Raw genomic sequence first — 22,973 nt, 5'->3', positions numbered from 1 at the left:
CGCGCTACTGGTTCACCGGGGAGGCGGGATCGAGGAGCAGCGCGACCAGATCCCTGATCTGCTCCTCGGTGAGGATGGCGTGGTGCCCGAAGCGCGGCATGGTGGAGCACGCCGTGAACGCCTGCGGGTTGAAGATTTTCGCGTAGGTGTAGCGCTGCATGGCCTCGCCCTGCCCGCGCACCTTGCCGTACTGGTACAGGCTCGGGCCGAGCGTGCCGAACGACACCTCCTGCTTCGAGAGGCGGTGGCACGCGTAGCAGTTGCCGCCGGACGGCTTCGCGGGATCGTCGGAGAACTGCTTGCCGACGCCGCTCTGCGCGATCTGCTCGCCCTTCTTCCAGTCGCCCATGAGCTTGCCGTCGGCCGGGTAGACGAGCGTGGCCTGCTGCGCGGCGACCAGCTTCTTCGCGGCGGCGTCCGGCAGCGGCCCCTGGGCCGGGGCGCGGCTGCAGGCCGCCTGGACCTCGTCCTGCTCCAGGCGATCCAGGCCCGCCTGGCCCTTCTCCTTGAAGGACGCGCGGATGACCTCGCGGGCGCGCGCCTCGTCCTTCGCGCCCTTCTGCGGCTGGGCGGCCTGCGCGAGGCCCGCGAGCGCGAGGCCGGCGAGCGTGACGGCTACGGTTCGAGCGAACGGCATCGGCTTCTCCTCAGCGCTTGATGGCGGGGGCGTCCATCCCCGCGCCGTTGGCCTGGCGGGCCAGGTAGGTGATGAGGGCGACCGAGCCCTCCGAGCCGAACACCAGCTCCGGGAACCGCTGCTGGCGCAGGCAGTCGTTCATGCGCCACTGCATGGTGCGCACCTCGCCCTGCGAGACGCGGTAGGCCGGCCAGGTCGCGAAGGCGCGCTTCGCGTCGGCGGGCGTGGTGAGGTTGGGCAGCTCCTGCAGGCGGATGCGCTTGCCGCTCTGCGCGTGGCAGGTCGCGCAGGAGAAGTCGTGCGGCCCGCCGCGGTAGAAGAAGATCCGCTCGCCCAGCGCGTAGGCGGCCTTCTCCTTCGGGTGCTTCAGCGCCACCCGCACCGGCATGCCGCGCGACTGCGCCACGATCCAGGCGGCGAGCGCCTCGAGGTCGGAGCGCTTGTCGCCCGCGCCGAACTTCTGCTTCGTGGCCTCCCCGGCGCCGATCCCCTGCAGCGTGCCCATGCAGTGCACCAGGCGCGTCTCCAGGTCCATGACGCGGTCGCCGTCGGCGAAGTACCGCGGCAGCTCGGCGTACGCGCCCTGCACCACGCCCGGCCCCTTGCCCAGGTCGCAGGCCTCCAGCGACGCGCCCTTCGGCCCGCGCTTCTCCTGCCACAGCGCCTCGCCGCGCGCCTCCCACAGGTCGGCGGGGTTGCCGTCCTGGAGCAGCTCGCGGTAGCGCGCGATGGCGGCGGTGGCGTCCTCCTCCTGCGCGCGGTGGGCGGCCGGGGCCAGGGCCGCGGCCGCGAGGAGCAGCGCCGGCCCGATCGATCGACGGGTCATCCGAATCTCCTTCCAGGGAACGGTTCGTGAAGCTCAGGGCCTGAGGTAGGCGAAGCCCTCGCGCGCCTGGAGGCGCGCCGCCTCCGCCACGCCGGACTGGACCAGCGTCGCCTCCGGCAGGAGCTTCGAGGGATCGATGCTGCGGGTGACGAGCGTGTTGCGGCACGCCCGGAACTCGACGTGACGGGTGACGAGGTCCTGCACGATGGCGTCGAACGGGTTGCCGTTCTTGTCCATGGCGCCGTCGAGCAGGAAGTCGATGCCGGCGCCGTTCGCCACCACCACGATCCTCGCGGTGGGATCCGCGTCGAGGTGGTTGCGGACGTTGCGCAGGGCGCGCACCGCCTCCTCGATCCCCTCGGTCAGGTGGTACACGACCTTGATCGGCGCCGCCTTCTGGGCGGCGGCGCGCGCGGAGGGCGGCGCGGCCCGGGCCGCCGGGGCGGCCGCGAGGCCGGCGGCGAGGACGAGGAGCCACCGGGCCCCCCTCCCCGCCGCCCGCGCCGCGTGGCTGGCGGACGGCGCGCTCAGGCGATGGTCCCTTCGTCGGTGCGGGTCTCGCCCTTGTTGTCCACCCAGGTCACCTTGACCTTGTCGCCCTTGGCCGCGCCCTTGAACTTGAAGGCGAGGTACGGGTTCTTCGACACCGCCGGGCCCCAGTGCGCGGTGAGCACGGCCTTGCCGTTGCACTCCGCCTGGACCGAGCTGATGAAGTGGGCCGGGACGAGCGCGCCGCTCGCGTCCTTGCGCTGGCCCGTCTCCATCTCGTGGCTCATCAGCACCTTCACCTCCACGACGTCGCCCTGGAGGCTCGCGCGGATCTTCATCGGATCTGCCATGGCTGTCTCCTCGCTCCCTACCCGCCGCAACCGCCCAGGGTGACCTTGATCTCCTTCGTCGCCACGTAGAACTTGCCGCCGGCCTTCACCAGCACCGACACGTTCGACGTCCGGGCCATCTTGACCCGCGTGGAGACGACCGGCAGCGAGGCCGGGGTCAGGAGGAACGACGCGGCGAGCATGTTCGGGTTGGCCTCGACCAGGAACGCGATCGACTCGGTGTCGGGCAGGTTGCTGGTCGCGGTGATGGGCACCACGGCGCCGTTCTCGGCGATGTCGGGTGCGGTGACGGCGATGTCCTTCGAGTCGGCCGGCGCGCCGGCGCCGAGCGCGTCCAGCGCCTCCTTCATGGTCCGGGCCTCGAACGCCGCCTTGTTCCAGTCGGCCGCGCGGCCCCAGCTCGGCTTCAGGATGCCCGCGGCGACCAGCATGCCGAGGAGCGTCGCCCCGCCGGTCGTCTCGAGGAACCGCCGCCTCCCGATGCCCGTCTGCTCTACCTCTCTCATTCCGCTCTCCTCTACGGGTTCTGCCGCGCGCGGCGACGGTCGCCGCGCCGCGAGCGCCTCAGCGTGCTCCCTCGAGCACCCACTTCACGATCGTGTCCACGTCGCCCTCCGCCACCTGGCGCTGGGGCGGCATCGGCACCGGCCCCCACGCGCCCTGGCTGCCGCCGCGCACCCGGGCGGCCAGCTTCGCCGCCGCGTCCGCGTCGGCGGCGTACCGCGCCTTCAGGTCGCGGAAGCTCGGGCCGAGCCGCTTCGCCTCGACGTCGTGGCAGGCGAGGCAGCCGTTGGCCCGCGCCAGCGCCAGCCCGGCGGCCAGCTTCGGCGCGGCCGGGGCCGCCGCGGGCGCGCCGGTCGGGGCCGCGCCGGCGGGCCGGGTGGTGTCCGCGCCGCGCACCGGGCCGAACGTCCGGTTCTGCTCGGCCAGGTTCCCGTGCGCGTTGCGGGCGAAGTCCGGGAGCGTCGAGGCGACGCGCGGCTCCGGCCCGCAGTCCTTCATGCACGCGATCGCGCGCACGTCCGGCCTGCCCTTCACGTCCCACAGGCCGTGCGCGCGGTTCATGCCGTTCCGGTTGGGCAGGCGCTGCTGCACCGCGCGGATCGAGTCCTGGTCGAGCACGAAGTCGGACGGGACGACGTCGCCGAGGTTCAGGAGGTATGCGAGCACCGCGTAGGTGTCGTCGTCGGTGAGCGTCCGCGGCGCGTCCCACGGCATGGCGCGGCGGATGTAGTCGAACAGCGTCGAGACCGTGGCCACCTTCATGAGCGTGGTGCGCTGCGGGTGGCCGTTGCCGGTGAGCGCCGCCACGCGGCCGCGCGCCTGGTCCTCGGCGGTGGTCCCGCCGACCAGCGGCGTGAAGACCTCGTTGCTCTCGCCGAACGTGCCGTGGCACGAGGCGCACTTCGCGTCCCAGACCTCCTGCCCGCGCAGGACCGAGCCGGAGCCGCGCGGCAGGCCCTGGAAGTCGGGCCGCACGTCGATGTCCCAGGCCCGGACCTCGGCCGGCGTCGCCGGGCGCCCGACGCCCTCTCCCGCGTGCGCGGCGCCGGCGGCGAGCAGCGCCGCGAGGACGAGCGGCTCACGCCAGCTGTACATTGGACACCTCGCCGTTGGGGTCGACGCGCCAGGTCTGGATCGCGTTGTTGTGGTAGATGGACTTCGTCCCGCGCACCTCGCGCAGCAGCCGCGTGGTCGGCTGCACGTAGCCGGTGTCGTCCACCGCGCGGCTCTGCAGCAGCGCGGCGCGGCCGTCCCAGCGCCAGCTCAGGCTGAACCGGGTCAGCGCCTTCGAGAGCACCGGCGTCTCCAGCCGCGCCGGCGTCCAGCTCCGGCCGCCGTCGAGCGACACGTCCACGCGCTTGATCTTCCCGCGGCCCGACCAGGCCAGGCCGGTCACCTCGCAGGCGCCCTGCTGCACCAGCACCTGGCCGCCGGAGGGCGTGGTGATGACCGACTTCGCCTCCTGGATCGACGTGTACTGCCGGTGACGGCCGTCCGGCATGAGGTCCACGTAGTGGATGGCCTCGTCCTTCGCCGCCCAGGGCTGGTCGCCCACCTCGATGCGGCGGAGCCACTTCACCCAGGAGACGCCCTGGACGCCGGGCACCACCAGGCGGAGCGGGTAGCCGTTCTCGGGCCGCAGCATCTCGCCGTTCTGGCCCCACGCGACGAGCACGTCGTCGAGCGCGCGGTCGATGGCGACGGTCCGGGTCATGCCCGAGCCATCGGCGCCCTCGGCGAGCACGTACCGGCCCTTCGCCCGGTCGAAGCCGCAGTCGTCGAGCAGCGTGGACAGCCGGACGCCGGTGAACTCGCTGCAGGACAGCATGCCGTGGGTGTACTGGACCGTGGGCACCGCCACGTTCCCCCACTCCATGCCGGTGTTGGCGCCGCACTCGATGAAGTGGATGCGCGAGACGGACGGCAGGCGCATCAGGTCGTCCATCGTGTAGACCTTGGCCGTCCGCACCAGCCCGTGGACCATCAGCCGGTGCTTCGCGGGATCGACGTCCTGCCAGCCCTGGTGGTGGCGCTCGAAGTGCAGGCCGCTCGGCGTGATGATCCCGAACAGCCCCTGCAGCGGCGCGAACGAGACCGACGCCGCGTTCACGCGGGTCAGGCCGGGGCTCTCGCGGCGCTGGAGGTTCGCCTCGTACGGCGACGGCAGGCCGTAGCCCCGCGCGGCGACGGGCTTGCCAAGCGAGGTGTTCCACGGCTGGCGCTCGAGGATCGCCGGATCGCCGGCCGGAGCGCCGCGAGGAGCCGGGGCCGCGCCGGCGCGAACGGCGACCGCGCCGGCGGCGATCCCGCCCGCCGCGAGGAACGCGCTCCGCAGGAAGCTCCGCCGTCCGGCGGCGACCTCGGTGATCTGCTCTTGGGTGAGGAAATTCTCAGGAGCCCGGAGGATGCGGGCGGTCTTGGATGGCACGCGTGGGCTGTAAGAGAACGAATAGTCGTCGTCTCCGTCCTGAGTGGGGCTTGACGGCCTTCACGCGAGGTGACGCATCGACTGCGGGTGTGGGTGACGCGCAGCGTCGAGACATGCGCGGGGCCCTGCTTCACGTTTCGTGCGCCACGCGTGGGGCGAGCGTGAAGCGCGCCGCGCGCCGACTGGCTCTCAGGCGCGGCGCGCGCCGCGGCGCTCGGGCCGGCCGTACCGCCACGCCGCCCAGGTCAGCACGCACGCGACGAGCGGCGCGAGCAGCACGAGCGCGGTGAGGGCGAACAGCGCGAGCGCGGCCGCCGCGGCGACGACGGCAGGGACGCCGACGAACGCGGCGACGTAGGCCGCGGCCTGCCGCGCCTCGCGCTCCGAGCGCTCCCAGTCGGCGGCCGGTGCCTGTAGCGTCACCGCGTGCTCGGCGTTCATGGCCGGACCTCCTCGCGTGTCGCGCCATCATCGCGCACGGCGCGGCGGCGCTCGAACCCCGAGCGGGCGATCTCGCGGGCCGCCGCGACGCCACCGCGCCACGCTCGCCCTACCCCGGACGCGTCGGACAGGATGCCGCGCGCGCCGCGCGTGAAGGCGCGGTCTCCTTCGCGGATGGCCAACCTCGCCCGTGCCCTCCTCGTCGCCGCCGCGCTGGGGGCCAGCGCCTGCGCGCACTCGCCGGGCGGCCGCGCCGAGCCCGACGCGGAGCTCCGCGCCGCCATCGCCGCCGCGAACGACGCGTTCGTCCGCGCGCTCGTCGCCGGCGACGCGCGCGCGATGGCGGCCGTGTTCACCGAGGACGCCCTGGTCATCCCCGCCATGCAGCGCGGCTTCGTCTCCGGCCGCGGCGAGCTCGAGGCGTACGACGCGCGGCGCGTGCGGGCGCTCCGGTATCTGGAGGCCACCATCACCACCGTGCAGCTCGAGGTCTCGGGCGATCTCGCCTGGGAGGCGGGGACGAACCGCCTGCTCGTACAGCAGGGCGACCGCGCGCCCATGACGGTGACGGGACGCTACCTGGCCGTGTGGCGGCGCGGGAAGGACGGGCGCTGGCGGATCCGGGCCGAGCTGCCCATCCCCGACCCGATCCCGTAGCGCCTCAGAACACGTCGATCGAGACGTCCACCGGGATGCCGCGCCGCGCCTCGAGCGCGGCCGCGAGCTTGCCCGCGTCCACGCGCGCCGCGAGGCCGCGCCGCTCGAGCTGGCGCTGCGCCTCGGCGCGGAGGTCCACCCGCGCGTCCGGATCGTCGTGGGCCTCCACGACCACGCGGCTCCCGCGCACGCCGATCTTGACCGGCTCGCGGACCATCCGGACCGGCGTCTTCAGCGGCACCACCTCGAACAGGCGCGGGATGTCCTCGGGGTAGAGCCGGACGCAGCCGTGGCTGAACTTCCGGCCGATGCCGAACGGCTCGTCGGTGCCGTGGATGAGGATGCTGCCCGCCGAGAGGCGCAGCGCGTGCGTGCCGAGCGGATTGTCCGGGCCGGGCGGGACGCGATCCGGGAGCGTGGGGTCGTCGCGGCGCATCGACGCCGGCGGGTACCAGGTGGGCGCGACGGTCTTGCCGATGACGGTGAAGGATCCCAGCGGCGTCTTCGCGCGATCCTTGCCGATGCCCACCGGGTAGGTGACGGGCGCGGCGCCGCCGCCCGGGAGCAGGTAGAGCCGCATCTCCGAGAGGTTCACCACGATCGATCCGGGCGCCGCGGACGGCGGCAGGATCCAGGCCGCCGGCACCACCAGCGCCGCGCCGGGCGTCGGCACGTAGGCGTCGAGCCCCGGGTTCGCGGACTCCATGGCGTTGAAGCCCACGTCGTGCGCGCGGGCGAGCTCGATGAGGGAGTCGCCCTGCTTCACGATCCGCGTGCCGAGCACGCCGAGGACGTCGGCGCCGCCGGCGGCGGGCTCGAGGAGCGGCACCGTGGCGAGGAGGAGCGCGAGGAGCGGCTGCATCGGGCCCAGCCTTCGCGTGCCGGCGCCCCCGCGTCAACCCCCGCTCAAGGGAACACGAGCAGACCCGGGTTCGCCGGGCGCCACGCCTCGCGGTGCAGGTTCACGCACCGCGCATCGCGCGCGCGCGGGCGGCGCTACTCCGGCGCAGCCCCGAAGGACCGCTCGAAGAGCGCGCGGATCGCGGCGCGCCCCGACTCCGAGAGCGCGCGGGTCCCGGCGCCGGCGAAGCGCGGGTGCGTGACGGCGGGCGGCGCCTCGGGGGCCCAGGCCCGCCCGTCCCAGCGGAACCAGCCGTCGCGGTCCTGGTCGAAGAGGTGGACCGGCTTCCCCCAGTGCCGCGCCAGCTCGACCGCCCAGCCCGTGCCGCCCTGGGCGCTGTCGTCGGGGCTGAGCGCGCCGACCGCGAACACCTCGCCCGCGGTGCCGACCTGGTGCCAGATGAGCTGGAGCACGCGCCGGAGCTCCGGCGACGCCGCGAGCGCGCCGGGCAGGTGCGCCTTCAGATAGGCCTCGCCGACCTCGCCGAGGCGCAGCTCGGCCTCGGTCAGCTCGATGAGCCCGCGGGTCCGGGCCAGCCCGGGGCGGCCGGCGAAGGTGAAGTTCACCTCCTGCACGCCCCAGCGCTCCGCGAACGCGCCGAACGCCTCCTCGGCGCCGGCGAACCCGCCCGCGAGCAGCGTGAACGCCTCCGGGCCGCGGGGGTCGCCACCGCCCTCGTCCTCGCCGCCCGCCCAGCGCAGCGAGCCGCCCACCAGCACGAGCGGCAGGTCGGCCTCGTCCGAGCCGTCCAGGTCGCGCACCAGCCGCACCCGCGCGCCGCGCCCCTGCGCCAGGAGCGCGAGGATCACGTCCACCTGCGCACCGCAGCGCTCGGGCGGCGCCGCCTGGTCCGGGTCGGCCTCGCACGGCGCGCACCCCGGGGCGGACCGGGCGGTCATCCACAGCTCGGCGCCCGCCCGCGCCGCGCTCGCCTTCAGGCCGGCGAGCGTCGCGCTCACGCCGGCCCCGGTCCAGGGGAAGCCGTCCACGAGCACGGTTGCGGGGGTCCGGCCGAGGTGCGCCTCGAACGCGGCGAGCGCCTCGTCCAGCGTGCGGACGCCCGGGCCGCCGTCCATCGACGACCAGATCAGGCGCTGGCGCGCGACCATCTCGTGGACGCCCCGGCGATCCGCCAGGTCCACGCGATCCGCCAGCTCCTCGAAGAACGCGTCGTAGCGGGCCGCGACGTGCTCGATCGACTGCCCGAGCGCGACGTGCAGCACCGGGCGGCCGCGCAGCAGCGCGTCCAGCCCGAGCTGCACCAGGACCGCGGACTTGCCGACGCCGGCGGGCGCCACGATCACGCCGAGGCGACCCCTCCCCAGGCCGCCGTGGAGCCTCCGGTCGAGGATCCGCAGCGGGCTCTGGAGGATCGCTTCCTGGCGGATCATGGCGCCGCAGGCATCGCTACTTCTTCCCGCCCTCGGCCTTCGCCTTGGCCGCCTTCGACATGAGCTCCTCGGCCATGGCCGCCGGGACCGGCAGGTAGCGCGAGAACTCCATGCTGAACTCGGCCTTGCCCTGCGTCGCCGACCGGAGGGTCGTCGAGTAGCCGAACATCTCGGCGAGCGGCACCTCGGCCTCGATGCGGGCCAGACCGCCGTCGTCCTGCGAGCCGACGATCATGGCGCGCCGCTGCATGAGCGTGCCCAGGATGCCGCCGGAGAACTCCGCCGGGCCCTCGCACACCACCCGCATGATGGGCTCGAGGAGGCGCGGCTTGGCGCGGTCGAAGCCCTCGCGCCAGGCGCCGCGGGCGGCCTCCTGGAACGCGATGTCCGACGAGTCCACGGCGTGGCTGGCGCCGTCGTTGATGACGACGCGCGTGTTCACCACCGGGAACCCGAGCAGGCGGCCCTTCGCGAGCATCGAGCGGAAGCCCTTCTCCACCGCGGAGATGAACTCGCGCGGGATCGCGCCGCCCACCACGTCGTCCACGAACTCGAACTGCTGCTCGCACGGCTCGATGTAGCCGCACACGCGGCCGAACTGGCCGGAGCCGCCGGTCTGCTTCTTGTGCGTGTAGGCGAAGTCGGCGCGCTGGCTGACCGTCTCGCGGTACGCCACCTGCGGCGGCGACACCTCGACGATGCAGTTGTACTCGCGCTTCATGCGCTCGATGTAGACCTCGAGGTGCAGCTCGCCCATGCCGCGGATGATGGTCTCGCCGCTCTCCTCGTCCAGGCCGGCGCGGAAGGTCGGGTCCTCGCGGGTGAAGCGCCGGAGCGCCTTGCCCATGTTGGTCTCGCTCTTCGAGTCGACCGGCTTGATGGAGAGCGCGATCACCGGCTCGGGCACGTGCATCGAGGTCATGTTCAGCTTGACCGTGCCGTCGGTGAACGTGTCGCCCGAGTTGCAGTCCACGCCGAACATCGCGACGATGTCGCCGGAGCCGGCGGCGTCGATGTCCTCCATCTGGTCGGAGTGCATGCGCACCAGCCGGCCGATGCGGTGGTCCTTCTTGGTGCGCATGTTCGTGATGAACATGTCGCGCGAGAGCTTGCCCTGGTAGATGCGCAGGTAGGTGAGCTGGCCGTAGCGCCCGTCCTCGAGCTTGAACGCCAGCGCGACCGTCGGCTTGCCGTTGTCGATGGTGAGGGCGACCTTCTCCTCGTCCTTGGTGAGGTCGTGGGCCTCGTTCACCACCTCGGTCGGATCCGGGAGGTAGTCCACCACGCCGTCGAGCAGCTTCTGGACGGCCTTGTTCTTGTAGGCCGAGCCCATGAACACCGGGGTGAGCTTGAGCGAGAGCGTGCCCTTGCGGACGGCCGCCTTGATCAGGTCCTCGGTGACGCGCTCCTCGAGGATCGCCTCGGTGAGCTCGTCGGAGAACATCGACGCCGCGTCGAGCAGCTCCTCGCGCGCCTTGGCCGCGTCGGCCTGCATGTCGGCCGGGATCTCGGACTCGGTGATGACCTCGCCGTCGTCGCCGCTGAAGCGGAACGCCTTCATCTTCACGAGGTCGACGACGCCCTCGAACTTGTCCTCGAGGCCGATGGGGAGCTGCATCAGCACCGGGTTGTGCTGGAGCTTCTCGCGGAGCTGATCCTTCACGCGGAGCGGGTTCGCGCCGGAGCGATCGCACTTGTTGACGAACGCGAGGCGCGGCACGTTGTAGCGCCGCATCTGGCGGTCCACGGTGAGCGACTGGCTCTGGACGCCGGCCACCGAGCAGAGCACGAGGATGGCGCCGTCGAGGACGCGCAGCGACCGCTCCACCTCGATGGTGAAGTCCACGTGGCCGGGGGTGTCGATGATGTTGAGGTGGAGCCCCTTCCACTCGCAGTGCGTCGCGGCCGAGGCGATGGTGATGCCGCGCTCGCGCTCGAGCTCCATCGAGTCCATCGTCGCGCCGACGCCGTCCTTGCCCTTCACCTCGTGGATGGCGTGGATGCGCTTCGTATAGAAGAGGATCCGCTCCGTCAGCGTGGTCTTACCGCTGTCGATGTGGGCCGAGATCCCGATGTTCCGGAGCTTCGAGAAATCCGTGTACACGTCTTACCTCCACCCGCGGGGGCGGACCGAGCTGCATGGGCGAATCGGTTTGCGCGGCGTCGCTCGCCAGTCCCGCCGGCGGAGCTTGGGAGCCGCTGTCTCGAACCCGTTTCGGCGCGCGTTCATTCACGCGAGCCGGCCCCGGATGCGACAAAGCCCGCGCCGTCCACCCACATCCACGGCCGCGAGCGGCGCGCACCCTCGCACAAACCCGCGTCGATATGCAAGCCGACGCCCAGCCCGGCCGCGCGTGCGCCCGGAACCCTCGCTCGTGGCAGGCTTTTTCGGCGCATCCCCCCGAAAGGCGGAGGGACCGCCTGCGACCGTCCGTCCGCTACGGGCGGTCGAACAGGTTCAGGACGAGCGACTTCCGCCCGCCCGACGCCTTCACGTTGGCCCAGCGCCGCCGCTCGCGAAGCTTGTGGACGACGATGACGGTTCCGGCGGCGGCGACGACGACGAGGGGTGCGACGGTGGCGAACACGGCTGGGCTCACGTGGCGTTTGAAAGGGGCGAGGGGCCGCCCGGCCGGGCGGCGGTCCTGCGGCGCCGGGGCTCGATCTCCGAGGGCCCGCGCTCGCGCCACCTCTGGCACGGATCGACCGGCCTTGCACCACTCGGACGGGGGAGCGCTCGCGCCCGCGCTGGCAGACGCGCTCCCGGCGCTCACGGCAGCAGCGTGCCGTCGTAGCAGAGCCGCGCCCGCGTGGCCGGGAAGTACCAGCCGATGCCCGCGCAGAGCTCGTCGTTCGCCGGGTCGTCGCCCGGCTGGACGGTGCTCGGGGTCGTGTTCAGGTACTCGCAGCGCGTGGTGAGCGCCCCGCTCGCGAAGGCGAGGAACGGCGGCGCGTCCCGGCGCGCGAAGCCCGGCGCGGACCAGTCCGCGCTCTCGAAGACGTTCGTGCCCCCGTCCGCGATCGAGGTCGCGACCGAGTGTTTGTAGGTGCGCGTGGTCAGGGCCACGAAGCGCACGCCCGCCGGCACCTCGCAGGTGGTCTCCGCCGTCGCCGACCCGGACGCCGGGATGCTGAACGAGCCCGCCACCGACACGTACGGGCTCGCGAGCGTGGTCGCGGTCCCGTCCCGCCACCCCTGCACGTCCAGCTCGACGTGCGCGGTGATGGCCTGGTCGGAGGCGTTCGCCCAGTGCACGCGCAGGTAGCCCGCCTGGCCCGCCGGGATGCGGACGCCGATGGCCTTGCCGGTCCCGTCGTCCGCCGGGAACGAGAGCGAGCTGGTGCCGGAAGATCCCAGGTACGCCGGCACCGGGCCGCTCGCCGGCGCCCAGGCGCAGCCGGCGGAGGACTGCGTCCCCGGCGGCTGCACGTCGTCGGGCGTGAGCATCATCGCGACGCTCACCGCCCCCGCGGGCAGGCGCGAGGTGAACGTGCGCACCACGAGATCCTGCGCGTTCGGCGTGCGGAAGTACCAGCAGGACGCCAGCTCCTGCCCCGCGCCGACCACCTGGTCCGGGCTCCGGAGCTGGAAGCTGCGCGCCGGCGGAGGCGCGCCGTCGTTGCCGCCGCCGCCCCCGCCGCACGCGGCGGCGATGCCCGCGGCGGCGAGGAGGAGCCATCGGGATGCGTGCCTCACCTGGACCTCCCGTCCGCGGTCAGCGCCCGGGACGCGCCACCGTAGCCGAGGCGGCCGCCCCGGCCCACCGGTCCTGGTGGGTCGAGGCGGGGAGAACGGCCTCGGCGCGGCCGTCAGTTCCAGGTGTCGATCTTGAGGTCGTCGGGGGCCGGCCTGCCCTTGCCGGTCTCGACGAACGCCCTGAGGCTCAGCAGGAACGTGGCCCACTTCATGGAGCAGTGGGCCGTGAACTCCGACACCTCGCGCCAGCCCCGGTGACCGAACGCGATCACCGTCTGCTCGTCCTCGCGGGAGAGCCGGAACGCCACCTCCGTGCCGATCCACTCCGGCGGCCCGCCCGTGCAGCGCCAGCGCACCTCGCGCTCCGGCTTCAGCTCGAGCACCTCGAACTCCATCGCGCCGAGCTCGGTCCCGTCCGGCCGGTGGAACATGAACTGCAGCGTCCCGCCGGGCGCGGAGCGCCCCTTCGCGTCCCGCGTCCACCAGCCCCCGACCCCCTCCACCGTGGCGAGGGCCTCGTAGACCTTCGCGGCGGGTGCCCGGATTGCGATCCTGTGAATGATGTCCGGCATTGTCGTGCTCCTCTCGCGCCGGGGACCTCGCCCCGCGCCTCGCCTTCTGTAGGCGGCGGGGTCCGGCGGCAGGGAGTGACAAGTGCGGCGCGATTCCGAGCGCGGCCGCGCCCTGCTCGGCGGTCAGAGCGCGTGAATCCATCCCCGGACCGAGCCAGGCGGTCGAGACGCGAGCAGCGCGAGGCGCGACGACCGAGCATGCCCCGAGGCATGTGAGGGAGGAGCAACGACGCGATGCGACGCGGATCGGCCCGCCGCGGCGACGGGAGGGGATGGGTTCGCGTGCTCTCAGCGCGGCGCGGCGGCCGGCGTCCTCCGGGCGGCCGCGCGCCGCGCGAGGACGAGCTCCGGCGCGAGCACCTGCACGTCCACGCCGTCCGAGGCGCGCGCCAGGGCCGGCCGCTCCGCCACCTCGACGCCGGCGGCGCGCGTGACCGTCTGCGCGAGCGCGTCGAGCCGGACCTGGCGCAGCCGCCAGGGCGCGTGCCGGACCCGCACGCGGATCAGCGCGCCCGCGAGCGTCGAGTAGAGCGCGTGGCGATCGGCGAGGAACTCGTCGAGCGCGCCCGGCGGATCCGGCATCGCGTCGCCGTCGCCCCACCCGGCCTCGAGCACCGCGGCGCGCCCGCCCAGCCCCCGGCGGCGGCTCCGGTACCAGCGGCGCCCGGCCTCCAGGCCGCGGTCCACGTCCGCCCACTCGTACGGCAGCCCGAGCGTGGCGCGGGCGAGCGCGGCCGCCGGGGCGCTCGCCGCGTCCAGGCTGAAGAACCAGATGCCGGGCACGCCGCCGAGGCGCACGTAGGTGCGGAGGTTCACCTCGTGGAAGGTGGTGAGGAGCGGCAGGTGCGGGAGGCCGCGGACGCGGGCGTCACGCATGGTGAACGGCGTGAGGGAGACCCACGCGCGCCCGTCCGCCAGGTCGAGCTCCAGCCGCTCGTCCACGAGCGGCCGGAGGGCTGCCGGGTCCACGGACCAGTGCAGGAACAGGATCTCCTCCCAGCGCTGCCAGCCCGCCACCGGCCGCGGCGCCTCGCCGGCGGCGCGCAGCCGCGCCCGCACGGCGCCTGGTGGCGCCCCGGCCATCGCTCCGTCCGGACTCCTCGTCACGCGGCCCCCGCGGATACGTTGACCACGCGCGGCCTCAGGCGCCGATCGGCCGGATGACGCGGCAGGGATTGCCGGCGGCGACGCCACCCTCGGGGACGTCCCGCGTGACCACGCTGCCGCGCCGATGACGCTCCTCGCGCCGACCCTCACGCCGGGCGGGGCGTACGACTCCCCCGCCAGCATCTTCTCCAGCTCGGTGCGCATGCGCTTCCTCGAGCCCCCTCAGCCGCGGTACGGGTCCTCGACGCCGATCGATCCGTACACCGCGCGCCGCAGCGCGGCCGCCCTCGGATCGTCGAGGTGCATGCCCATCCGGTTGGGGACGTAGCCGAAGCCGATCCCGGCGTGCGGATCCGCGAAGCCGAAGGACCCGCCCGCGCCCGGCGCGCCGAACGCGCTCGGGTGGCCCCACGGGTACCCGGCGCTCGGCTTCGCGAACCCCAGCGCGTAGGCGATCTCCACCTTCAGGCACGCGTCCCGGAACCCGCGCACCGGCCGCACCGGGGGCGCCATGAGCTGCCGCAGCGTCTCCTCTCGCAGGCCGAGTTCCTTCCCGCCGGCCGCGAACACCCCGTACGCCCGCGCCATGGCGCGCGCCGTCCCCACCCCGCCGCCCGCCGGGATCTCCAGGTCGCGCGCGTAGACGCCGCGTGCGCACTGCTCCGGCAGCTCGGAGCCCTGCAGCGCGCGGCGCAGGCGCGAGCGCGGGTTCATGCCGGCGATCGCGAGCGCGGGGGGCATGGTGAGGAGCATGCGGAGCGGCATGCGCCCGGATCGGAACAGCGGCGCGAGCCTCGCGTCCGGGATCGACGGCGGGAGCCGGATGTAGAACTCGAGCCCGAGCGGCGTCGCCAGCTCCTCCTGGAAGAAGCGGCCCAGCGTCCGGCGCGCCGGGTCGACCCGGCGCAGCAGCTCGCCCTGGTAGAGGCCCACGGTGATCGCGTGGTACGCCTGCCGCGTCCCGGCGGGCCAGGCCGGCTTCTGCCGGGCGAGGACCGCGGCCAGCCGCTCCGGATCCGCGACGAGCCTTGCGTCCGGCCGCTCGTCGAGCGCGAACAGGCCGGCCTGGTGCGCGAGCAGCTGCCGGACCGTGATGGCGCCCTTCCCCGCCTGCGCGAACTCCGGCCAGTACGTGCTCACCCGCTCGTCGAAGTCGATCAGCCCGCGGGAATGGGCGAGCGCGATGGCGAGGCTCGCCAGGCCCTTCGTCGCGGAGAACACCAGGGCCATGGTGTCCTCCCGCCACGGCTCGCAGGTCGCCGCGTCGCGGACGCCGCCCCAGAGGTCCACGACCTTCTCGCCGCGCAGGTAGACCGCGCAGGCAGCGCCCAGCTCGCCGCGCCGCTCGAAGTTCTCCTCGAACGCCTGCCGCACCGCCTCGAAGCCCGGACGGACCAGGCCAGCGACGCGGAGCTCCTGTGCCCGCAACCTGCCGTGCGCCCTCAGCGACGCCGCGATCGAACCCGCCATGGCGCCCTCCTCGCGCATGCGCGCGGAGCCATTCCCCCGCGACGGCGCCGGCGCGTCAATCGGGCCGAGGGTCACGGCCTCGACGAGGAGCGGCGGCGTGACGCGCGGCCGCGAACGGTGAGATGCCGCTCACATCGGCCGAACCCGAACCGGTAGCATGCGGCAGGGCGGCGCCGGCACTACCAGAGGGGCCTCGATGCGCTGGCGGCGCGAAGCCGCGGGCGCAGCCTGGAGGCCGCGTGGAGCCCTTCGCCATCGACGTTCCCGAGGCCGTCCTGCACGACTTGCGCGAGAGGCTCCGCGCGACGCGCTGGCCCGACGCCGTCGAGGGCGCCGGCTGGGACTACGGCGCGGACCTCGCGTACATGCAGGAGCTGGTGGCGTACTGGGTCGACCGGTTCGACTGGCGCGCGCAGGAGCGCCGCCTGAACCAGCTCCCCCAGTTCCGCGCGCGGGTCGACGGCCTCGGCATCCACTTCGTGCACGTCCGCGGGCGCGGACCGGCCCCCATCCCGCTCGTGCTCACACATGGCTGGCCGAGCTCGTTCATCGAGCTCGAGGCCGTCGCCGGCCCGCTCGCTGACCCCGCCAGCCACGGCGGCGATGCGCGCGACGCGTTCGACGTGGTGATCCCCTCCATGCCCGGCTTCGGTTTCTCCGATCGGCCCACGGCCCGGGGGTTCGTCCGGGTGGACCGGCTCTGGCGCAAGCTGATGACCCAGGTCCTCGGCTACCCCTGGTTCGTGGCGCACGGGACCGACGTCGGCGCGCGCGTGACGAGCGCGCTCGGGCGGTTCCAGGCGGACGTGGTGCGCGGGATCCACCTCGGCTCCGTGGATCTCGAGTGGCCCGACCCGCCGCCCGACGCGGCGAGCATGACCGCCGCGGAGCGGGACTACGTGGCGCGCTGCGCGCGCTGGGAGAAGGAGCAGGGGGCGTACGGCGAGCTCCAGGCCACCACGCCGCAGACCGCCGCGTACGGCCTCAACGACTCGCCCGCCGCGCTCGCGGCCTGGATCGTGGAGAAGTACCGCGCCTGGAGCGACTGCGGCGGCGAGGTGGAGCGCCGGTTCTCCAAGGACACGCTCCTCACCAACGTCGTCGTGTACTGGGCGACGCAGACGATCAACTCCTCGATGCGCCGCTACTACGAGGTGCGCCACGATCCGCAGCCGCCGCTGCGGCCCGGGGAGCGCATCGAGGCGCCCGCTTCCATCGCCATGTTCCCCGGCGAGCGCGACCTCCTCGTCCCGCGCGAATGGGCGGAGCGCTGCTACCACGTCCGCCGCTGGACCAACATGCCGCGCGGCGGCCACTTCCCCGCGCTGGAGGAGCCCGAGCTGCTGGTGCAGGACCTCCGGGAGAGCTTCCGGCCGTTGCGCGGCAGCTGACGCGCGCCACGGCGATCGCCGACCCGCCTCGGCTGTCAGACGGAGCCTGTACATCCGTTCCGTCTCGCACGCGAGGCCGGCGGCCATGCGACTCCTCTTCCTCTCCGACACGCACCTCGGCCACGACCTGCCCGCGCGTCCCCGCACGTCGCGGCCGCGGCGCGGGGCCGAGTTCTTCGAGAGCTTCGAGGCGGCGCTCGCGCCCGCCCGCGCCGGCGAGGTGGATGCGGTGCTGCACGCCGGCGACCTCCTGTACCGGAGCCGGGTGCCGGCGTGGCTCTCGGACGCGGCGCTGGCGCCCCTCCGCGCCGTCGCCGACGCGGGGATCCCGGTGCTGCTGCTCCCCGGCAACCACGAACGCGGACAGCTCCCCCACCCGCTCCTCGCGTGCCACCGCAACCTCCACGTGTTCGACCGCCCGCGCACCGTCGTGCTGGAGGCCGGCGGCGTTCGGGTCGCGTTCGCCGGGTTCCCGTACGCGCGCGAGGTGCGGGGCCGCTTCGCGGCCCTCCTCGACGCGGCGACCGCCGGGGCGCCGTCCGGAGACGTGCGGGTCCTCTGCCTCCACCACTGCGTCGAGGGCGCCACCGTCGGGCCCACCGACTTCACCTTCCGCGACGGGCCCGACGTGATCCCGCGCTCTGCCCTGCCGACCGGCTTCGCGGCGGTCCTCTGCGGCCACGTGCACCGGCACCAGGTCCTCCGCGCGGACGGTGTGCCGCCCGTCATCTATGCCGGGTCCACCGAGCGGACCTCGTCGGCCGAGGCCGGCGAGACGAAGGGCATCGTCCTGCTCTGGTTCTCGGAGGCCGGGCTCGAGCGGTACCGGTTCCGCCCGCTCCCCCTGCACGCGCCGCCGCCCCGGTTCCGCCGGGGCGCGCCAAGCCCTTGCGGTTGAAGCGATCGCACGCTACGAGAACGGCCGCACGGGGAGGCGCATGAGCCGTTATCTGGTGCTGCTTCGCGGGATCAACGTCGGCGGCAAGAACCTCATCGGCATGCCCGCCTTGAAGGCTGCCTTCGAGGCCCAGGGCTTCGACGACGTCGTGACGTACATCCAGAGCGGCAACGTGCTCGTCTCCTCCCCCGAGCGTGGCCCCGCGCTCGTCCCGCGCATCGAGGCGATGCTCTCGGACGCCTTCGGCTACGCCGCCAGCGTCGTCGTGCTCTCCCGCGCGCAGCTGCGCCGGGTGGTGGAGCACGCACCCGACGGCTTCGGGACGCGGCCCGAGCGCTTCCGCTACGACGCCATCTTCCTGAAGCCCCCGCTGTCGCCCGCCCAGGCGCTCGAGCGCGTCCCGGTGAACCCGGAGGTCGACGAGGTCACCGCCGGCCCCGGGGTCCTCTATTACTCGCGGCTCATCCCGAAGGCCTCGCAGAGCCGCATGAGCCGCATCGTCGGGACGCCCGTCTACAAGCAGATGACGATCCGGAACTGGAACACCACGGCGCGGCTGCACGAGCTGATGGGCGAGTGACGTGGTACACCGTGCGCGCTCGCGCTGCCGGCGAGCGGCACGCACGCCGGGAAGAAGCCGACGTCAGGGAGCGGCTCGCGCCCAGCCCACCCCGGCGGTTCCGTCGCTTCGGCCCGCGACCCTGGGGCGGCGACCGGGCCCGGCCGCTTCGTGAACGTGGCGCCAGTGCCCGAGGCGCGGCGGGACGGCAGCGGTAGCGCGCAGGTGGTGCGCCCGGCGGCCTCAGCCCATGATGCCGGCGCCCCGCCAACGCGGGGCGCGGCAGCCGCGACACCGCGGGGAATCGCGAGAGGGCGCACGGCCCGGCGAGTCACCGCCTGCGCGTCACCCCGGCCTGCCGGACACCGCCCGTCGTTCGCCGTCCAACGATCGCCTCGCGCTCTCGCCCGCGGACGGCGGCTCGAGCGCGTCATCGGCCACTGGGAGGACGCGATGAGACGATCACTGTCATGGTGCGTGGCATTGCTCGGCATGGCGGCGTCGATCGCGTGCGGCGTCTCGACCGCGGACCCGGCATCGGGCCTCGCGGCCCCGGCGACGCAGGCGATCTCGTCGAGCGGGACGCCGCAGATCGAGGTGAGGACGCTCGTTTCGAGCGAGATCGAGCGCAGGTACCTGATCCTCGCGCCGGAGGTGGACGGCGACCCCAAGCTCCCCATGCTGATCGTGATGCACGGCTGGAGCTTCTCGCCCGAGGCGACGGTGCCGGTCGGCCTCGAGCCGTTCGCGCTCGCGAACCACGTCATCCTGGTGGTCCCGGAAGGCATCGGCCTCTCCTGGAACGCCTACGGCTGCTGCCCGCCGGCCAACGTCACCGGCGTCGACGACGTCCAGTTCATCGCCGACCTCATCGAGGACGTCGCCGCCAACCACCGCCTCGACCGCGCCCGCGTCTACGCCAGCGGCATCTCGAACGGCGGTGGGATGGCGTACCGCCTCGCCTGCGAGCGGCCCGACCTGATCGCCGCCATCGGGTCCATCGCGGGCGGCATGGGTGAGGAGGAATGCGCGCCCGGCCGGCCCGTGCCGGTCATCGAGATCCACGGCGACGCCGACTGGCTCAGCCCCTACCCGGAAGGCTACGGGCCCATCTTCGGCAACTACACGCGCGGCGCTCCCGGGACCGTCGTGTTCTGGGCCGCCAACAACGGCTGCGCGCTGGAGACCCACAAGCAGGTCACGTTCTCCAGCACGGACGTGCTGTGCGAGCAGTACCGGGCGTGCAAGGCCGACGCGAAGGCGGAGCTGTGCACGGTGTTCGGCGGCGGTCACAACTGGCCGGGCTCAGACTTCGACCTGTACGAGATGGATCCGGACGTCAACTGGTGGTGGGGCTACCAGACCGACGACATCGACGCGCACGAGGTCATCTGGGACTTCGTGAAGGAGTACCGGCTGCCCTGAAGCACGGTCGGGCAGCACCCTGGAGGTGAGCGAGGCCGACGAGCAGGGCTGTCGGGGGCTCTACCCGCGTCTCGGCCTCGCCGCCCGCGTCGGGGCTGCGGAGCCAGGCCTCCTCCCGAGGACTGCACCGAGCTCGCCCAGCGCCGCCCGGAGGTGGTGCGGCAGGCCCCGCCCCTTCTCGTCGCGGATCCAGCCCTCGAACGCGACCTTGAACACCGCGATCCCGGCCTCCGCGGCCAGGCTCGCCGCCGGCTCGGGGACGCCACGCGCGCGCAGCGCCTCGGCGGCGGCCGCGGCGAGCAGCGTGAGCTTCATCACCTCCCGCTCCTGCAGCTCGGGGTGGGCCGCGATGAGGGCCTGGCGCTGGCGCGCGAACGCGCGGCGCTGCTCGAACACGGGCGCGGTGGACTCGAGCGCGGCGGCGACCGCGTCGAGCGGCGCAGCGTGCGGCGGCGCGCCGGCGATGCCGTCGGTGATGAGCTGCTGCAGCCCCGCGGCGCCCCAGAACAGGACCTCGCGCTTGTCGGCGAAGTGCCGGAAGAACGTGCGCTCGGTCAGCCCCGCGCGCGCGGCGATCTCCGCGACTGTCGTCTGGTCGTAGCCGCGCTCGCGGTAGAGCTCCATCGCGGCCCGCTCCAGCCTGCCGCGCGCGTCGGGTTCCCATCGGGCCATCGCGACCACCATACGTCAGCTTCTGACATCCTGCCCTTGACAGTAACTGACATCGAGGCCAGATTCGAGGCGATGGCAGTGCCTGACATCACGGCATTTGCCCAGGAGGATCCCATGCGCGTGTTCGTCACCGGTGCGTCCGGCTTCATCGGCTCTGCCGTCGTTCCCGAGCTCCTGGCGGCAGGCCACCAGGTCGTGGGGCTCGCCCGCTCCGACACCTCGGCGCGAGCGCTCGCCGCGGCTGGCGCCGAGGTCCACCGGGGGGACCTCGAGGATCCCGACAGCCTGCGGGCGGGCGCCGACGGAGCCGACGGAGTCATCCACCTCGGCTTCATCCACGACTTCGAGCGCTTCGACGCATCGATCCGCTCCGACCGGAACGCGATCGAGACGCTGGGCGCCGTGCTCGAGGGCTCGGGGCGGCCGCTCGTGATCGCCTCGGGCACGCTGGGCATCGCCCCGGGCCGCGTGGCCACCGAGCTGATCCCCTTCGACGCGAAGGGACACCCCCGCCTCGCGAACGCCCTCGTCGCGCTGAGCCTGAAGGACCGGGGCGTCCGCAGCGCCGCGGTGCGCCTCGCGCCCAGCGTGCACGGCGAGGGCGACCACGGCTTCGTGAGGCGGCTCGTCGAGATCGCCCGGGAGAAGGGCGTTTCGGGGTACCCCGGCGACGGCTCGAACCGCTGGAACGCGGTCCACCGGCTGGACGCGGCCCGGTTGTTCCGCCTCGCTCTCGAGAGCGCGCCCGCCGGCAGCGTCCTGCACGCGGTCGGGGAGGAGGCGGTGACCCTCCGCACCATCGCCGAGGCCATCGCGACGCAGCTGAAGCTCCCCGTGGCCTCTGTCGCTCCCGAGGCCGCGAGCGACCACTTCGGCTGGCTCGGCGGGTTCGTCGCCGTCGACCAGCCGGCCTCCAGCGCGCTGACGCAAGAGCGAATGGGCTGGAGGCCGACGCACCCCGGGCTCATCCAGGACATCGAGGCCGGGCGGTACCTGTAGGGCTGCGAGGCCCGGCGGCCGGGTCACCACCGGTCCGAGGGCAGCAACGCCGCGACGGCGAGACAGCCGAGGCCGCCCAGGATCACGACGAAGCCAGGCCGAGCGAACGCGCCGGTGCTCGCGACCAGCGCGAAGAAGCTCTGCGTGAAGACCTTCGGGTTGGTGACGGGGAACGGCAGCATCATCGCGCCGGTCACGACGGCGCAGATGCCGAGGACGAGCACGGTGGTCTTCGCGCGGCCCACGCGAGGAATCATACCATCCGTGCAGCGCCGCCGCGAGGCACGCTCGCCCCCTTGGACCGCCGCCGGTCGGGTGGCCCCGCAAGTCCCGGCGATGCTGCACTGAGCGTGAGCCACACGTCTCGTCCGAGGGGGGTGAACGCCATCCGGGATCGGAGCCTCGCACCTGCCGGGCGGGCGCGCTCGCGATCGCGCAGCGGCCGAGCCGCCGGCTGGCGGACGCCAGCCGTGCGACGTGCGCCGTTGAACGTTCTGCTCGCGCTCACGGCCTGCGCAGCCCACTTCCCGAGGGTCGAGGAGCCGACCCTCGATCTTGAGCCGATCACCATCGGGGTCCCGTTCGCCAGGAATCAGCTGTTCGAGGCGCAGCTGCCGCTGCACTTCTTCCTCCACGACGGTCTGGAGCATCCACGGCTCATGAACGACGGCGGGTTCGGCGTGGCCCCGGCTTTCTCGTTCATCGCCACGCTGCGCATGGAGACCTCGCAGTCCACGCCGATCCGGCCGCCGTCATACCTGCCGCGCCTGCGGCTGCAGCTCGTCGACGTCCTCCCGCTCGCCTGGCGCAGCGCGAGCCACGCCGATCGGCTGCTGGTCTCGCTCGGGGTGATGGCTGCGCACCACTCCAACGGGCAGAAGGGCTGCGCGCTCCGCGACGGTGCGCTGCTGCCCGGCGCCACGTCGGACTTCGACTGCGGATGGCCACCCGGTGTGCCGCGGTCCGGCGAGCTGAACCTCGACAGCGGGAGCTTCACGGAACACCTCCTCGGCGCCGAGCTCCTCCTCCGCTGGCTCTCCTTTCCGGTGGACGGCGGCGCATCCCGTGGCGGTGCCACCGGCAAGCACGGGGTCGACTGGAACGTGCCCTGCACGTTCTCCGGGTGCATCGAGCCGGCGATGCGTCGACGCTACGGAGAGAGCGCGATCCGATGGCTGGCCTCGGGAGAGCTCCTGGCCGCCGGCCACCACCGGGCCATCCCCTTCCGCGCCCGCGAGGCCTCCGACGCGCGGCTCCGGCTCACGGCCTCCGGCGCCGTCCACCTGGGTCTCGGGCAAGGCCACTCACCTTACGGCGACGCCCCCTTCGACCTCGCGTACCTCACGCGCTTCGAGCACGGCGGCAGCGGGGGTCCGTTCGTGCGGTACCACCACGGTCGCGACCCCCTCAACATCCGCTTCGAGGAGCGCTGGGACGTCTGGCTCGTGGGCTACCTGGTCGAGCTGACGGGTCCGCCGATGCTGGAGGGGCCGGGCCATTGAGCGACCGCACGTCCGTCCCAATCCGTTCGGGGCTCGGGCCCAAGATGGATCGGCCAC

25 protein-coding genes are annotated in these 22,973 nt (G+C 73.5%); 7 read left to right on the top strand and 18 right to left on the bottom strand.

What is annotated here, in order from left to right; translation table 11 throughout:
- Window positions 1-4 precede the first annotated feature (4 nt).
- From soxX to A2CP1_RS08355, 8 genes are all read right to left on the bottom strand, one after another.
- On the bottom strand, window positions 5-637 hold the full coding sequence (soxX, locus tag A2CP1_RS08390) for a sulfur oxidation c-type cytochrome SoxX (protein ID WP_012632941.1): 633 nt from the start codon (window positions 635-637) through the stop codon (window positions 5-7).
- Window positions 638-647: 10 nt separating this feature from the next.
- Window positions 648-1,463 carry a sulfur oxidation c-type cytochrome SoxA gene (gene soxA / locus A2CP1_RS08385; RefSeq protein ID WP_012632940.1) on the bottom strand — a complete coding sequence of 272 codons (816 nt, stop codon included), beginning with the start codon at window positions 1,461-1,463 and terminating at the stop codon, window positions 648-650.
- 33 nt (window positions 1,464-1,496) lie between these two features.
- Complete coding sequence (locus A2CP1_RS08380) at window positions 1,497-1,838, bottom strand: DsrE family protein (RefSeq protein ID WP_012632939.1); 342 nt, start codon at window positions 1,836-1,838, stop codon at window positions 1,497-1,499.
- Window positions 1,839-1,990: 152 nt separating this feature from the next.
- Window positions 1,991-2,302 (bottom strand): thiosulfate oxidation carrier complex protein SoxZ, encoded by a 312-nt coding sequence (gene soxZ, locus A2CP1_RS08375; protein WP_012632938.1) that lies wholly within the window; start codon window positions 2,300-2,302, stop codon window positions 1,991-1,993.
- A 17-nt stretch (window positions 2,303-2,319) separates the two neighbouring features.
- The gene (gene soxY, locus A2CP1_RS08370; protein WP_011421336.1) at window positions 2,320-2,808 is read right to left on the bottom strand and encodes a thiosulfate oxidation carrier protein SoxY; all 489 of its coding nucleotides are present in this window, start codon (window positions 2,806-2,808) and stop codon (window positions 2,320-2,322) included.
- Window positions 2,809-2,866: 58 nt separating this feature from the next.
- Window positions 2,867-3,901 (bottom strand): c-type cytochrome, encoded by a 1,035-nt coding sequence (locus A2CP1_RS08365; protein WP_012632937.1) that lies wholly within the window; start codon window positions 3,899-3,901, stop codon window positions 2,867-2,869.
- Complete coding sequence (gene soxC, locus A2CP1_RS08360) at window positions 3,885-5,234, bottom strand: sulfite dehydrogenase (RefSeq protein ID WP_012632936.1); 1,350 nt, start codon at window positions 5,232-5,234, stop codon at window positions 3,885-3,887. The genes A2CP1_RS08365 and soxC overlap by 17 nt, the downstream gene beginning before the upstream one ends.
- 189 nt (window positions 5,235-5,423) lie before the next feature.
- Complete coding sequence (locus tag A2CP1_RS08355) at window positions 5,424-5,675, bottom strand: hypothetical protein (RefSeq protein ID WP_012632935.1); 252 nt, start codon at window positions 5,673-5,675, stop codon at window positions 5,424-5,426.
- A 174-nt stretch (window positions 5,676-5,849) separates the two neighbouring features.
- On the opposite strand from A2CP1_RS08355, the gene A2CP1_RS08350 reads away from it, so the two are divergent.
- A complete protein-coding gene (locus A2CP1_RS08350) occupies window positions 5,850-6,332 on the top strand; it encodes a YybH family protein (RefSeq protein ID WP_012632934.1) in 483 nt (160 codons plus the stop codon).
- Between the two features lie 4 nt (window positions 6,333-6,336).
- Here the strand turns inward: A2CP1_RS08350 and A2CP1_RS08345 are convergent, their stop codons facing one another.
- The 8 genes from A2CP1_RS08345 to A2CP1_RS08315 form a co-directional block, all read right to left on the bottom strand.
- Window positions 6,337-7,194 (bottom strand): L,D-transpeptidase family protein, encoded by an 858-nt coding sequence (locus A2CP1_RS08345; RefSeq protein ID WP_012632933.1) that lies wholly within the window; start codon window positions 7,192-7,194, stop codon window positions 6,337-6,339.
- Between the two features lie 134 nt (window positions 7,195-7,328).
- Window positions 7,329-8,624 carry an AAA family ATPase gene (locus tag A2CP1_RS08340; protein WP_012632932.1) on the bottom strand — a complete coding sequence of 432 codons (1,296 nt, stop codon included), beginning with the start codon at window positions 8,622-8,624 and terminating at the stop codon, window positions 7,329-7,331.
- A gap of 16 nt (window positions 8,625-8,640) precedes the next feature.
- Window positions 8,641-10,728 carry an elongation factor G gene (fusA, locus tag A2CP1_RS08335; RefSeq protein ID WP_012632931.1) on the bottom strand — a complete coding sequence of 696 codons (2,088 nt, stop codon included), beginning with the start codon at window positions 10,726-10,728 and terminating at the stop codon, window positions 8,641-8,643.
- Between the two features lie 334 nt (window positions 10,729-11,062).
- Window positions 11,063-11,224, bottom strand: coding sequence for a hypothetical protein (locus A2CP1_RS23450; RefSeq protein ID WP_168165107.1), 162 nt, complete (start codon window positions 11,222-11,224; stop codon window positions 11,063-11,065).
- Between the two features lie 170 nt (window positions 11,225-11,394).
- The gene (locus A2CP1_RS08330) at window positions 11,395-12,321 is read right to left on the bottom strand and encodes a hypothetical protein (protein ID WP_012632929.1); all 927 of its coding nucleotides are present in this window, start codon (window positions 12,319-12,321) and stop codon (window positions 11,395-11,397) included.
- A 113-nt stretch (window positions 12,322-12,434) separates the two neighbouring features.
- Window positions 12,435-12,893 (bottom strand): SRPBCC family protein, encoded by a 459-nt coding sequence (locus A2CP1_RS08325; protein WP_012632928.1) that lies wholly within the window; start codon window positions 12,891-12,893, stop codon window positions 12,435-12,437.
- A gap of 288 nt (window positions 12,894-13,181) precedes the next feature.
- On the bottom strand, window positions 13,182-14,000 hold the full coding sequence (locus A2CP1_RS08320; RefSeq protein ID WP_168165119.1) for a YqjF family protein: 819 nt from the start codon (window positions 13,998-14,000) through the stop codon (window positions 13,182-13,184).
- Window positions 14,001-14,222: 222 nt separating this feature from the next.
- Entirely contained in the window at window positions 14,223-15,470 is a 1,248-nt protein-coding gene (locus A2CP1_RS08315) for an EstA family serine hydrolase (RefSeq protein ID WP_012632926.1), read from the bottom strand.
- 239 nt (window positions 15,471-15,709) lie between these two features.
- On the opposite strand from A2CP1_RS08315, the gene A2CP1_RS08310 reads away from it, so the two are divergent.
- The 4 genes from A2CP1_RS08310 to A2CP1_RS08295 all read left to right on the top strand — a co-directional run bounded on the left by A2CP1_RS08310 (window position 15,710) and on the right by A2CP1_RS08295 (window position 19,743).
- A complete protein-coding gene (locus A2CP1_RS08310; protein WP_012632925.1) occupies window positions 15,710-16,861 on the top strand; it encodes an epoxide hydrolase family protein in 1,152 nt (383 codons plus the stop codon).
- A gap of 85 nt (window positions 16,862-16,946) precedes the next feature.
- The gene (locus A2CP1_RS08305) at window positions 16,947-17,759 is read left to right on the top strand and encodes a metallophosphoesterase family protein (protein WP_012632924.1); all 813 of its coding nucleotides are present in this window, start codon (window positions 16,947-16,949) and stop codon (window positions 17,757-17,759) included.
- Between the two features lie 40 nt (window positions 17,760-17,799).
- Entirely contained in the window at window positions 17,800-18,339 is a 540-nt protein-coding gene (locus tag A2CP1_RS08300) for a DUF1697 domain-containing protein (RefSeq protein ID WP_012632923.1), read from the top strand.
- A gap of 432 nt (window positions 18,340-18,771) precedes the next feature.
- Window positions 18,772-19,743 carry a CE1 family esterase gene (locus A2CP1_RS08295; protein WP_012632922.1) on the top strand — a complete coding sequence of 324 codons (972 nt, stop codon included), beginning with the start codon at window positions 18,772-18,774 and terminating at the stop codon, window positions 19,741-19,743.
- A gap of 60 nt (window positions 19,744-19,803) precedes the next feature.
- On the opposite strand, the gene A2CP1_RS08290 is transcribed toward A2CP1_RS08295, so the two are convergent.
- Entirely contained in the window at window positions 19,804-20,415 is a 612-nt protein-coding gene (locus A2CP1_RS08290; protein ID WP_012632921.1) for a TetR/AcrR family transcriptional regulator, read from the bottom strand.
- Between the two features lie 114 nt (window positions 20,416-20,529).
- On the opposite strand from A2CP1_RS08290, the gene A2CP1_RS08285 reads away from it, so the two are divergent.
- Window positions 20,530-21,414 (top strand): SDR family oxidoreductase, encoded by an 885-nt coding sequence (locus A2CP1_RS08285; RefSeq protein WP_012632920.1) that lies wholly within the window; start codon window positions 20,530-20,532, stop codon window positions 21,412-21,414.
- A 23-nt stretch (window positions 21,415-21,437) separates the two neighbouring features.
- Here A2CP1_RS08285 and A2CP1_RS08280 read toward each other — a convergent pair whose 3' ends face one another.
- Window positions 21,438-21,659 carry a hypothetical protein gene (locus A2CP1_RS08280; RefSeq protein ID WP_150106331.1) on the bottom strand — a complete coding sequence of 74 codons (222 nt, stop codon included), beginning with the start codon at window positions 21,657-21,659 and terminating at the stop codon, window positions 21,438-21,440.
- Between the two features lie 240 nt (window positions 21,660-21,899).
- On the opposite strand from A2CP1_RS08280, the gene A2CP1_RS08275 reads away from it, so the two are divergent.
- Window positions 21,900-22,916, top strand: coding sequence for a hypothetical protein (locus A2CP1_RS08275; RefSeq protein WP_245530016.1), 1,017 nt, complete (start codon window positions 21,900-21,902; stop codon window positions 22,914-22,916).
- The last annotated feature ends 57 nt before the right edge of the window (window positions 22,917-22,973 follow it).

It is taken from the genome of Anaeromyxobacter dehalogenans 2CP-1, from assembly GCF_000022145.1.
GTDB classification, from domain to species: Bacteria; Myxococcota; Myxococcia; order Myxococcales; family Anaeromyxobacteraceae; genus Anaeromyxobacter; species Anaeromyxobacter dehalogenans.
This window is presented reverse-complemented; position numbering and strand designations above follow the sequence as displayed.

Coding starts and splice junctions, on each gene's coding strand:
- soxX (WP_012632941.1), bottom strand. CDS start 637: ATGCCGTTCGCTCGAACCGTAGCCGTCACGCTCGCCGGCCTCGCGCTC.
- soxA (WP_012632940.1), bottom strand. CDS start 1,463: ATGACCCGTCGATCGATCGGGCCGGCGCTGCTCCTCGCGGCCGCGGCC.
- soxZ (WP_012632938.1), bottom strand. CDS start 2,302: ATGGCAGATCCGATGAAGATCCGCGCGAGCCTCCAGGGCGACGTCGTG.
- soxY (WP_011421336.1), bottom strand. CDS start 2,808: ATGAGAGAGGTAGAGCAGACGGGCATCGGGAGGCGGCGGTTCCTCGAG.
- A2CP1_RS08365 (WP_012632937.1), bottom strand. CDS start 3,901: ATGTACAGCTGGCGTGAGCCGCTCGTCCTCGCGGCGCTGCTCGCCGCC.
- A2CP1_RS08355 (WP_012632935.1), bottom strand. CDS start 5,675: ATGAACGCCGAGCACGCGGTGACGCTACAGGCACCGGCCGCCGACTGG.
- A2CP1_RS08350 (WP_012632934.1), top strand. CDS start 5,850: ATGGCCAACCTCGCCCGTGCCCTCCTCGTCGCCGCCGCGCTGGGGGCC.
- A2CP1_RS08345 (WP_012632933.1), bottom strand. CDS start 7,194: ATGCAGCCGCTCCTCGCGCTCCTCCTCGCCACGGTGCCGCTCCTCGAG.
- A2CP1_RS08340 (WP_012632932.1), bottom strand. CDS start 8,624: ATGATCCGCCAGGAAGCGATCCTCCAGAGCCCGCTGCGGATCCTCGAC.
- A2CP1_RS08325 (WP_012632928.1), bottom strand. CDS start 12,893: ATGCCGGACATCATTCACAGGATCGCAATCCGGGCACCCGCCGCGAAG.
- A2CP1_RS08315 (WP_012632926.1), bottom strand. CDS start 15,470: ATGGCGGGTTCGATCGCGGCGTCGCTGAGGGCGCACGGCAGGTTGCGG.
- A2CP1_RS08305 (WP_012632924.1), top strand. CDS start 16,947: ATGCGACTCCTCTTCCTCTCCGACACGCACCTCGGCCACGACCTGCCC.
- A2CP1_RS08300 (WP_012632923.1), top strand. CDS start 17,800: ATGAGCCGTTATCTGGTGCTGCTTCGCGGGATCAACGTCGGCGGCAAG.
- A2CP1_RS08295 (WP_012632922.1), top strand. CDS start 18,772: ATGAGACGATCACTGTCATGGTGCGTGGCATTGCTCGGCATGGCGGCG.
- A2CP1_RS08290 (WP_012632921.1), bottom strand. CDS start 20,415: ATGGCCCGATGGGAACCCGACGCGCGCGGCAGGCTGGAGCGGGCCGCG.
- A2CP1_RS08285 (WP_012632920.1), top strand. CDS start 20,530: ATGCGCGTGTTCGTCACCGGTGCGTCCGGCTTCATCGGCTCTGCCGTC.